The 10590-nt window shown below is 63.0% G+C and carries 11 protein-coding genes; all 11 read left to right on the forward strand.

Annotation, left to right across the window (positions count from 1 at the left end; genetic code table 11):
* Positions 1-21 precede the first annotated feature (21 nt).
* A complete protein-coding gene (locus KH616_RS14720; protein ID WP_292247183.1) occupies positions 22-1152 on the forward strand; it encodes an SLC13 family permease in 1131 nt (376 codons plus the stop codon).
* A 262-nt stretch (positions 1153-1414) separates the two neighbouring features.
* On the forward strand, positions 1415-1942 hold the full coding sequence (locus tag KH616_RS14725) for an ATP synthase subunit I (RefSeq protein WP_292246253.1): 528 nt from the start codon (positions 1415-1417) through the stop codon (positions 1940-1942).
* A 110-nt stretch (positions 1943-2052) separates the two neighbouring features.
* The gene (gene atpB, locus KH616_RS14730) at positions 2053-2904 is read left to right on the forward strand and encodes a F0F1 ATP synthase subunit A (RefSeq protein WP_292246256.1); all 852 of its coding nucleotides are present in this window, start codon (positions 2053-2055) and stop codon (positions 2902-2904) included.
* Between the two features lie 75 nt (positions 2905-2979).
* The gene (gene atpE / locus KH616_RS14735; RefSeq protein ID WP_004195828.1) at positions 2980-3249 is read left to right on the forward strand and encodes a F0F1 ATP synthase subunit C; all 270 of its coding nucleotides are present in this window, start codon (positions 2980-2982) and stop codon (positions 3247-3249) included.
* Between the two features lie 125 nt (positions 3250-3374).
* Positions 3375-3845 carry a F0F1 ATP synthase subunit B gene (locus KH616_RS14740; protein WP_292247165.1) on the forward strand — a complete coding sequence of 157 codons (471 nt, stop codon included), beginning with the start codon at positions 3375-3377 and terminating at the stop codon, positions 3843-3845.
* 2 nt (positions 3846-3847) lie between these two features.
* A complete protein-coding gene (locus tag KH616_RS14745) occupies positions 3848-4387 on the forward strand; it encodes a F0F1 ATP synthase subunit delta (RefSeq protein ID WP_292247169.1) in 540 nt (179 codons plus the stop codon).
* Positions 4388-4431: 44 nt separating this feature from the next.
* Positions 4432-5973, forward strand: a complete 1542-nt coding sequence (atpA, locus tag KH616_RS14750; protein WP_292247171.1) for a F0F1 ATP synthase subunit alpha — start codon at positions 4432-4434, stop codon at positions 5971-5973.
* A gap of 71 nt (positions 5974-6044) precedes the next feature.
* On the forward strand, positions 6045-6920 hold the full coding sequence (gene atpG / locus KH616_RS14755) for a F0F1 ATP synthase subunit gamma (protein ID WP_292247174.1): 876 nt from the start codon (positions 6045-6047) through the stop codon (positions 6918-6920).
* Between the two features lie 114 nt (positions 6921-7034).
* Positions 7035-8429 carry a F0F1 ATP synthase subunit beta gene (gene atpD, locus KH616_RS14760; RefSeq protein ID WP_292247176.1) on the forward strand — a complete coding sequence of 465 codons (1395 nt, stop codon included), beginning with the start codon at positions 7035-7037 and terminating at the stop codon, positions 8427-8429.
* Positions 8430-8570: 141 nt separating this feature from the next.
* Positions 8571-8996 (forward strand): F0F1 ATP synthase subunit epsilon, encoded by a 426-nt coding sequence (locus KH616_RS14765; RefSeq protein WP_292247179.1) that lies wholly within the window; start codon positions 8571-8573, stop codon positions 8994-8996.
* A 172-nt stretch (positions 8997-9168) separates the two neighbouring features.
* The coding region (locus KH616_RS14770) for an AMP-binding protein (protein WP_292247182.1) at positions 9169-10590 on the forward strand (1422 nt) is incomplete at its 3' end.

Consider the following 10590-nt stretch of genomic DNA (forward strand, 5'->3'; position numbering starts at 1 on the left):
AAGAGTAACGAGGCGTCGTCGATGAATAAAGCAGGCGCGCCGGCATCACGCCGGTGGTTCGGCTGGCTTGCGAGCGAGCCGGTGCTGACAGTGCTGGCGATTGGCCTGCTTGTGCTGCAATGGTTGCGTCCGCAACCAATCGCATCGCTTGCCGCAAGTGTCGACTGGCAAACGGTCGCGACGCTCGCGGGCCTGCTGATGCTGACGAAGGCGCTCGAGCTTTCCGGAAGCCTGATGTGGCTTGCTCATCGCATCGTGCATCGGGTGCATTCGGAGCGTGCGCTGGCGATGCTGCTGGTCGCATTCGCCGCGGTACTCGCGATGTGGGTCACCAACGACGTCGCGCTGTTCGTCGTCATTCCGTTGATGGTGTCGCTGCGTGCGCTGACGCCATTGCCGTTCCGGCGGCTTGTGATCGTCGTCGCACTCGCCGTCAACGCGGGCTCGATCGCGACGCCGCTCGGCAATCCCCAGAATCTTTTCCTGTGGCAGTTGAGCGGCGTGTCGTTCGGCCGCTTCGTGCTGACACTCGGACCGCTTGCGCTCGCAACGATGGCCTTGCTGCTCGCCTCGACGGCCTGCATGTTTCGCGCAAAGCCGCTCGACCTGTCCGGCGACGCGATGGCGCAGCCGGTGCGGCGCGTGCAGGCGCTTGTCGCCACAGTGCTGTTCGCCGCATTCGTGTTTCTTGCGGACGCGCGACAGGCCATGCCCGGATTGCTGGCGGTCGCGATCGTGTTGCTCGTCGTGCGGCGCGATGCGGTGTTGAAGATCGACTGGCTGCTGCTGCTGATCTTCGTGCTGATGTTCGTCGTGCTGCGCACCGCCGCGGCGCTGCCGGTGGTGCACGACGCGATCGCGCATGCCCGGCTCGATGCGCCGCTGCGCGTATTCGGTGCCGGTGCGGTGTTGTCGCAAGGCATCAGCAATGTGCCTGCCGCGATTCTGTTATCGGAATTCACGCGTGACTGGCGCGCGCTCGCGTTCGGCGTATCGGTCGGCGGATTCGGCATGGCGCTCGGCTCGCTCGCGAACCTGATCGCGGTACGACTCGCAAAGGAACCGCGCATGTGGTTGCCGTTTCATCTCGCGTCGATCCCGTTCGGTATCGCGAGCGCAGTGATCGGTGCGCTGTTGCTCCTTCACGGTTGAAAGCGGCACGCAGGCGCGCGTGAAACCGGTTTTTTCATGCGCGATGCGACGGTGAAAAATAGCGAGATCGCAAGCGCCGCCGTATGTGTCCGGCACGTCCGTTTTTCACATCATGAGGCGTTGTTTTTCGCAGGTTTTTGTCGCGTCTAAAGCCTTGAATCACCTGCAACTATCGCTTACAATCGCCCGGATTTGTTAGCTAGGTACCCCTGAAAGCTTGAGGAAAGCTTGGGGCCGGTTCAGGATTTTGCGGAAGGCTGCGATGGCGGGTCAGGCGCCGAACAACAGGCACGATGATCGACGCACGCAACGCACCGCTTCAGCGGCCGGCGAGCGGCGCGAATCCACCGGCGACGACTGGGATGCCGAGCTGCAGGATGACAACATCGTTCCGCTCACACGGGTGGAGGCCGAAAGGCTGTTCGGCCCGAATGTGGGTCGGCCGTCGCGTGTAACGCCCAACGGGGTTGTGATCGCGCAGGTGGCCTTGTCCCTGGTTGCAACGCTGGCGTGGTGGCTGTTTTCGAAGTCGCCGGGCGCTGCTGCGCTGTCGGCGTTTCTGGGTGGAGCGATCGGCTGGTTGCCGAGTGCGTTGTTCGTGGCACGCCTGAAGGCGGGCGGCTCGGCCACCGTGATGAGCTGGGTGGCCGGCGAAGCGCTCAAGCTCGGCGTGACGATTGGGTTGTTCGCCGCGGTGGCGTTCGGCTATGCCGGCGTGCACTGGGTGCCGCTCCTCGTCACGTACCTCGTCGTGCTGAAGACGTACTGGATCGCGCTGGCCTGGCGGTAAAGAACAAGCAGCGCGCGGTTTCGACACGGAACTGCGCCGGACCGTTCCCGCAATAGCGTATTGCGGAATCGGGCAAAACGATTTTCGACAATTTGGGTGGCGTTAACGATATGGCAGCTAGCGAAGGCACGCGCGGTCCGGATCCGTCCGAGTACATTGCGCACCACTTGCAGAACTTTTCCACCACGCATCAGACGTCGATCTTCGATCTCCACGTCTGGAACATCGACACGCTGTTCTGGTCGATCGTGTGTGGCGTCATCACCATCGTTCTGCTGCGACTGGCCGCCGGCCGCGCGACGCCCGGCGTGCCGGGCCGTTTCCAGTGCGCGATCGAGATGCTCGTCGAGATGGTCGAAGACCAGTCGAAGGCGATCGTCCACGGCAATCGCGCGTTCATCGCTCCGCTGGCGCTCACCGTGTTCGTGTGGGTCGCGCTGATGAACGCCCTCGACTTTCTTCCGGTCGACCTGCCGGGCCGCGTGATCGGCCTGCTCGGTCTGTCGAACGTCATTTCCCACCATCGCATCGTCCCGACGGCTGACCTGAACGGCACGCTCGGCATTGCCCTCGGCGTGTTCGTCCTGATGATCTACTACAGCATCAAGATCAAGGGCCCGGGCGGCTTTGCGCATGAGCTGGTGTCGGCGCCGTTCGGCGCGCACCCGCTGCTGTGGATCCCGAACCTTGCGCTCAACATCGTCGAATACGTCGCGAAAACCGTTTCGCTCGGCATGCGGTTGTTCGGCAACATGTACGCGGGTGAGCTGGTGTTCCTGCTGATCGCACTGCTCGGCAGCATGTGGAGCTTCGGCGGCGACGCAACGTTCCTCGGCTTCATCGGGCACGTGATCGCGGGCAGCGTCTGGGCAATCTTCCACATCCTGATTGTTCTGTTGCAGGCATTCATTTTCATGATGCTGACGCTGGTGTACCTCGGCCAGGCGCACGACTCGCACTAAGCGCGGCGTGCCAAAAAGAGTCTTCGTTTTAGTTTCTTAAATCTCAGTTCCAAGTCTTTTCACAAAGGAGTGATCATGCAAGCTTTCATCGCCAACATCCAGGGTCTGACCGCCATCGGTATCGGCATCATCATCGGCCTGGGTGCGATCGGCGCCTGTATCGGTATCGCGCTGATGGGCGGCAAGTACATCGAAGCATGCGCACGTCAGCCGGAACTCATCAACCCGCTGCAAACGAAGATGTTCCTGCTGGCTGGTCTGATCGACGCGGCGTTCCTGATCGGTGTTGGTGTCGCAATGCTGTTCGCGTTCGCGAACCCGCTCCTGTCGAAGCTCGCAGGCTAAGGTTCTTCGGAAATTTGCGCCGGCCGGGCCGGCGCAGGGCGGAACGGAGACTGGGCGCTGATCGAATGCAACTCGATGAGCGCCTTACCGTTTCATTTTTCCGGAATAGCAGATAAGGAAACACCGTGAATCTCAACGCAACTCTGTTTGCGCAAATGGTCGTGTTCCTGGTCCTCGCGTGGTTCACGATGAAGTTCGTGTGGCCGCCGTTGATCAACGCCCTCGACGAGCGCTCGAAGAAGATCGCTGACGGCCTCGCCGCCGCGGAAAAGGGCCAGGCGGAACTCGAAGCAGCGCACAAGCGCGTGGACCAGGAACTCGCGCAGGCCCGTAACGACGGCCAGCAGCGTATCGCCGACGCTGAGAAGCGTGCCCAGGCGGTCGCCGAGGAAATCAAGGCCAACGCCCAGGCTGAAGCCGTCCGCATCATCGCTCAGGCGAAGGCGGAAGCAGAACAGCAAATCGTGAAGGCGCGCGAAGCGCTGCGTGGCGAAGTCGCTACGCTGGCCGTGAAGGGCGCCGAGCAGATCCTGAAGCGCGAAGTCGATCAAACGGCCCACGCCCAACTGCTGAATCAACTGAAAGCCGAGCTCTGATCATGGCCGAACTTGCAACCATCGCCCGCCCTTACGCAGAAGCGCTGTTCCGCGTGGCCGAGGGGGGTGACATCGCCGCCTGGTCCACGCTCGTGCAAGAGCTGGCTCAGGTTGCGCGTCTGCCCGACGTGCTGTCCGTCGCGTCGAGCCCGAAGGTGACCCGTACGCAAGTGGCCGAGCTGTTGCTCGCCACCGCGAAGTCGCCGCTCGCGGCCGGTGCCGAAGCGAAGAACTTCGTGCAGATGCTGGTCGACAATCATCGTATCGCGCTGCTGCCGGAAATCGCCGCGCAGTTCGAAGCGCTGAAGAACGAGCGTGAAGGCGCCGCCGACGCGATCATCGTCAGTGCGTTCCCGCTGAACGGGGCCGATCTCGAATCGCTCGTCAGCGGCCTCGAGCGCAAGTTCAAGCGCAAGCTGAAGCCGACGGTCGAAGTCGATTCGTCGCTGATCGGCGGCGTGCGCGTGACGGTTGGCGACGAAGTGCTCGACACCTCGGTTCGCGCGCGCCTCGCATCGATGCAGGCCGCCTTGACCGCCTGAGCGCCACGCCGGCACGCAACAGAATTGACTATCAGGAGCGAATAATGCAACTCAATCCCTCTGAGATCAGCGAGCTGATCAAGAGCCGGATCCAGGGCCTTGAAGCGAGCGCAGACGTTCGCAACCAGGGCACCGTGATCTCCGTGACCGACGGTATCGTGCGCATCCACGGCCTGTCGGACGTGATGCAGGGCGAAATGCTCGAGTTTCCGGGCAACACGTTCGGTCTCGCGCTGAACCTCGAGCGCGACTCGGTCGGCGCGGTGATTCTCGGCGAATACGAACACATCTCGGAAGGCGACATCGTCAAGACGACGGGCCGCATTCTGGAAGTCCCGGTCGGTCCGGAACTCGTCGGCCGCGTGGTCGACGCGCTGGGCAACCCGATCGACGGCAAGGGCCCGGTCAACGCGAAGCTGACCGACGCGATCGAAAAGATCGCTCCGGGCGTGATCTGGCGTCAGGGCGTGTCGCAGCCGGTTCAGACCGGTATCAAGGCGATCGACGCGATGGTGCCGGTCGGCCGTGGCCAGCGTGAGCTGATCATCGGCGACCGTCAGTGCGGCAAGACCGCAGTGGCCGTCGACACGATCATCAACCAGAAGGGCAAGGATCTCATCTGTATCTACGTCGCGATCGGCCAGAAGGCTTCGTCGATCATGAACGTGGTGCGCAAGCTCGAGGAAACGGGCGCGATGGAGTACACCATCGTCGTCGCCGCTTCGGCTTCGGATTCGGCTGCGATGCAGTACCTCGCACCGTACGCGGGCTGCACGATGGGCGAATACTTCCGCGACCGCGGCCAGGATGCGCTGATTATTTATGACGACCTGACCAAGCAAGCCTGGGCATATCGTCAGATCTCGCTGCTGCTGCGCCGCCCGCCGGGCCGTGAAGCGTACCCGGGCGACGTGTTCTATCTGCACTCGCGTCTGCTCGAGCGTGCGGCGCGCGTCTCGGAAGAGTACGTCGAGAAGTTCACGAACGGCGAAGTGAAGGGCAAGACCGGTTCGCTGACGGCGCTGCCGATCATCGAAACGCAGGCAGGCGACGTGACGGCGTTCGTTCCGACGAACGTGATCTCGATCACCGACGGCCAGATCTTCCTGGAAACCGACCTGTTCAACGCAGGCATCCGCCCGGCAATCAACGCCGGCGTGTCGGTGTCGCGAGTCGGTGGCGCCGCGCAGACGAAGGTCATCAAGAAGCTGTCGGGCGGTATCCGTACCGACCTCGCGCAGTACCGTGAACTGGCTGCATTCGCACAGTTCGCATCGGACCTCGACGAAGCGACCCGCAAGCAGCTCGAGCGCGGCCGCCGCGTGACGGAACTGCTGAAGCAGCCGCAGTACCAGCCGCTGCAGGTGTGGGAGCTGGCCGTGTCGCTGTTCTCGGCGAACAACGGCTACCTCGACGACATCGAAGTCAAGGACGTGCTGCCGTTCGAGAAGGGCCTGTGCGAATTCCTGAAGACCATCCACGCTGACCTCATCAAGCGCATCGAAGACACCAAGGACTTGTCGAAGGACGACGAAGGCGTGTTGCGCGCCGCGATCGAGGCCTTCAAGAAGTCGGGTGCCTATTGATCCGCGAGTGACACACTGAAGCGGCGCGGGCCGCGCAAAGCGCCCGCGCCGCTTCGGTCAAGGAGCAAGCTATGGCTGGAATGAAGGAAATTCGCGGCAAGATCAAGAGCGTGCAGAACACGCGCAAGATCACGAAGGCGATGGAGATGGTGGCCGCATCGAAGATGCGCCGCGCCCAGGAACGCATGCGCGCTGCCCGCCCGTATGCGGACAAGGTCCGTGCCATCGCCGCGCACATGAGCCGCGCGAACCCGGAGTACCGCCACCCGTTCATGGTGGCAAACGACGGCGCGAAGACGGCCGGCATCATCCTCGTCACGACGGACAAGGGTCTGTGCGGCGGTCTGAACACGAACGTGCTGCGCGCGACGGTGCAGAAGTTCAAGGAGCTGGAAGACAAGGGCCAGAAGGTCGAAGCCACCGCGATCGGCGGCAAGGGCCTCGGGTTCCTGAACCGCTTCGGCGCGAAGGTGATGTCGCAGGTCGTGCACCTCGGCGACACCCCGCATCTCGACAAGCTGATCGGCGCGGTAAAAACGCAGCTCGATCTGTACTCGGAAGGCAAGCTGTCGGCGGTCTATATCGCGTACACGCGCTTCGTCAACACGATGAAGCAGGAAGCGGTGATCGAACAGCTGCTGCCGCTGGCGTCGGAGCACTTCGAGGCGAATGACGGCACGCCGGCGACGTCGTGGGATTACATCTACGAGCCGGATGCGCAGACGGTCGTCGACGAGTTGCTGGTCCGTTACGTCGAGGCGCTGGTGTACCAGGCCGTCGCGGAAAACATGGCGTCCGAGCAATCGGCGCGCATGGTCGCGATGAAGGCGGCTTCGGACAACGCGAAGACGGTGATCAGCGAGCTTCAGCTGTCGTACAACAAGAGCCGTCAGGCCGCGATCACGAAGGAACTGTCGGAGATCGTCGGCGGCGCCGCCGCTGTTTAAGCGAGCGCGTCGGGATGTCCCGGCCCGGGCGACGCTGCCCGGGCGGCCCTTACCCGGCCGGCTCGAAACTGCGCCTTTGCGCGAGTAAAGAATCAGGTATTTAAAGGAAAAGCGATGAGTACTGCTGCTTTGGTAGAAGGCAAGATCGTACAGTGCATCGGCGCCGTTATCGACGTGGAATTCCCGCGCGACAGCATGCCGAAGATCTACGACGCGCTCACTCTCGATGGCTCGGAACTGACGCTCGAAGTCCAGCAGCAGCTGGGCGACGGCGTGGTCCGTACCATCTGTCTGGGTGCTTCCGACGGCCTGCGCCGCGGCCTGATGGTGAAGAACACCGGCCGCCCGATCATGGTGCCGGTCGGCAAGCCGACCCTCGGCCGTATCATGGACGTGCTCGGCCGTCCGATCGACGAAGCGGGCCCGATCGAAAGCGAAAACAAGCGTTCGATCCACCAGAAGGCACCGGCGTTCGACGAACTGTCGCCGTCGACCGAACTGCTCGAAACGGGTATCAAGGTCATCGACCTGATCTGCCCGTTCGCAAAGGGCGGCAAGGTTGGTCTGTTCGGCGGTGCAGGCGTGGGCAAGACCGTCAACATGATGGAGCTCATCAACAACATCGCGAAGGAGCACGGCGGTTTCTCCGTGTTCGCGGGCGTGGGCGAGCGTACCCGTGAAGGGAACGACTTCTACCACGAAATGAAGGACTCGAACGTTCTCGACAAGGTCGCGCTGGTGTACGGCCAGATGAACGAGCCGCCGGGCAACCGTCTGCGCGTCGCGCTGACCGGCCTGACGATGGCCGAGTTCTTCCGTGACGAAGGCCTCGACGTGCTGTTCTTCGTCGACAACATCTACCGTTTCACGCTGGCCGGTACCGAAGTGTCGGCACTGCTCGGCCGTATGCCGTCGGCGGTGGGTTATCAGCCGACGCTGGCTGAAGAAATGGGCAAGCTGCAAGAGCGCATCACGTCGACCAAGAAGGGCTCGATTACGTCGGTTCAGGCCGTGTACGTCCCTGCGGACGACTTGACCGACCCGTCGCCGGCGACGACCTTCGGCCACCTGGACGCAACGGTCGTTCTGTCGCGTGACATCGCTTCGCTGGGTATCTACCCGGCAGTCGACCCGCTCGATTCGACCTCGCGTCAGATTGACCCGAACGTGATCGGCGAAGAGCACTACTCGATCACCCGCCGCGTTCAGCAGACGCTGCAGCGCTACAAGGAACTGCGCGACATCATCGCGATTCTGGGCATGGACGAACTGTCGCCGGAAGACAAGCTGACGGTCGCACGCGCACGTAAGATCCAGCGTTTCCTGTCGCAGCCGTTCCACGTCGCTGAAGTGTTCACGGGCGCGCCGGGCAAGTACGTTCCGCTGAAGGAAACGATCCGCGGCTTCAAGATGATCGTCGACGGCGAGTGCGACCACCTGCCGGAACAGGCGTTCTACATGGTCGGCACGATCGACGAAGCCTTCGAAAAGGCCAAGAAGATCCAGTAAGGGTTCGAGTGAGTCGCAGGGCGGCGTGGTCGGGGCGGGATTGATATCCGGCCCGCCGCGCCGGTCGCAATACGCTCAACCCGCCGTGCATGGGATCGGAGTGGGCGCGAACGCGTCGGCTCCGATCGACAGGAGTTCGATATGGCAACCATCAAAGTAGACGTCGTCAGCGCGGAAGAGCAGATCTTCTCGGGCCAGGCGAAATTCGTCGCGCTGCCGGGCGAAGCGGGTGAACTGGGCATTCTGCCGGGCCACACGCCGCTGATCACGCGGATTCGTCCGGGTGCGGTGCGCATCGAAGTCGAGAACGGCAACGACGAATTCGTGTTCGTCGCGGGCGGCATTCTCGAAGTGCAGCCGGGCGCCGTGACGGTGCTCGCCGACACCGCGATCCGCGGCAAGGACCTCGACTCGGCGAAGGCCGAGGAAGCGCGCAAGCGTGCGCAGGAAACGCTGCAGAACGCGAAGTCGGACATCGACCTTGCGAAGGCGCAGTCGGAGCTCGCCACGGCAATGGCGCAGCTCGAAGCGATCCAGCGTCTGGCGAAGATGCGCAGCAAGCACTGAAGCCCACGCTTCATGCAGAAGAAAGCAGCCTCCGGGCTGCTTTTTTTTCGTCCCGATTCTGTCCGAGCGTGCTATTTCATCACGCAGTCGCGATTTGATGTCAGAGTGTCGTCAGCGGATCTCAGCATAATCCGTGGAATCAGACAGACAAAAAAGCCTCTCGGAGACATTCATGGCTGAAGTATCAGGCGTGGGGGCGCTGATCGCGCCCGAGAACGGACTGTCATATGTGCGCGGGGCGACCGACGTGCCGCTGTCCGAAGCGACAATCGGCCGGTTGCTGCGCGACACCGCCGAGCGTTTCCCCGACCGGCCCGCCGCGGTGTTCCGCGAGCAGAGCGTGCGCTGGACCTGGCGCGAATTCGCCGCCGAGGTCGACGTGCTGGCTGCCGGGCTCGCGGCGTTCGGCATCGTCAAGGGCGACCGCGTCGGCATCTGGTCGCCGAACCGCAGCGAATGGCTGCTCACGCAATTCGCGACCGCGCGCCTCGGTGCGATCCTCGTCAACATCAATCCCGCATATCGGCTTGCCGAACTCGAGTACGCGCTGAACAAGGTCGGTTGCAAGGCGATGATCGCCGCGGAGCGCTTCAAGTCGTCCGCGTATGTCGAGATGTTGCAGACGATCGCGCCGGAACTGGCGACAGCGGCGCCGGGCGAATTGCATGCCGCGCGTGTGCCCGCGCTGCGCACCGTCGTGTCGATGGGCGACGTCGCGCCGGCCGGCATGTTCCGCTTCGCCGACGTGATGGCACGCGGCCGCGCGAATGACGCGCATGTGGCGCTCGATGCGATCGGCGAGGCGCTCGCGTCGACCGATCCGATCAATATCCAGTTTACAAGCGGCACGACAGGCAACCCGAAGGGCGCGACACTCACGCACCGCAACGTCGTCAACAACGCGCGGTCGATCGCGCAGGCGATGTGTTTCAGCGAGCAGGATTCGCTCTGCATTCCCGTGCCGCTCTACCACTGTTTCGGGATGGTGCTCGCCGTGCTCGCGTGCGTGTCGAAGGGCGCGGCGATGGTGTTTCCGGGCGAGGCGTTCGATCCGGTCGCCACGCTCGCGGCCGTCTCCGAGGAACGCTGCACGGCACTGCACGGCGTGCCGACGATGTTCATTGCGGAACTCGATCACCCGGACTTCGCGAAGTACGACCTGACCTCGCTGCGCACCGGCATCATGGCCGGATCGCCGTGTCCGATCGAAACGATGAAGCGCGTCGTGTCGCAGATGCATATGTCGGAAGTGACGATCGCCTACGGGATGACGGAAACGAGCCCGGTCTCGTTCCAGAGCGGAACGACCGATCCGCTCGAGAAACGCACGACGACGGTCGGGCGCATTCAGCCGCATCTCGAAGTGAAGATCGTCGATGCGACCGGCGAGATCGTGCCGGTCGGCGTGACGGGCGAGCTGTGCACGAAGGGCTATTCGGTGATGCTCGGCTACTGGGACGACGACGCGAAGACGCGCGACGTGCTGATCGACGGCTGGATGCATACCGGCGACCTCGCGACGCTCGATCACGACGGCTATTGCAATATCGTCGGCCGGCTGAAGGACATGTTGATCCGCGGCGGCGAGAATATC

Source organism: Burkholderia sp. (genome assembly GCF_018375725.1).
Lineage (GTDB): Bacteria > Pseudomonadota > Gammaproteobacteria > Burkholderiales > Burkholderiaceae > Burkholderia.

Excerpts from the sequence above, each read along its gene's own strand:
- KH616_RS14720 (WP_292247183.1), top strand. The coding sequence starts at position 22 with ATGAATAAAGCAGGCGCGCCGGCATCACGCCGGTGGTTCGGCTGGCTT.
- KH616_RS14725 (WP_292246253.1), top strand. The coding sequence starts at position 1,415 with ATGGCGGGTCAGGCGCCGAACAACAGGCACGATGATCGACGCACGCAA.
- atpB (WP_292246256.1), top strand. The coding sequence starts at position 2,053 with ATGGCAGCTAGCGAAGGCACGCGCGGTCCGGATCCGTCCGAGTACATT.
- atpE (WP_004195828.1), top strand. The coding sequence starts at position 2,980 with ATGCAAGCTTTCATCGCCAACATCCAGGGTCTGACCGCCATCGGTATC.
- KH616_RS14745 (WP_292247169.1), top strand. The coding sequence starts at position 3,848 with ATGGCCGAACTTGCAACCATCGCCCGCCCTTACGCAGAAGCGCTGTTC.
- atpA (WP_292247171.1), top strand. The coding sequence starts at position 4,432 with ATGCAACTCAATCCCTCTGAGATCAGCGAGCTGATCAAGAGCCGGATC.
- atpG (WP_292247174.1), top strand. The coding sequence starts at position 6,045 with ATGGCTGGAATGAAGGAAATTCGCGGCAAGATCAAGAGCGTGCAGAAC.
- atpD (WP_292247176.1), top strand. The coding sequence starts at position 7,035 with ATGAGTACTGCTGCTTTGGTAGAAGGCAAGATCGTACAGTGCATCGGC.
- KH616_RS14765 (WP_292247179.1), top strand. The coding sequence starts at position 8,571 with ATGGCAACCATCAAAGTAGACGTCGTCAGCGCGGAAGAGCAGATCTTC.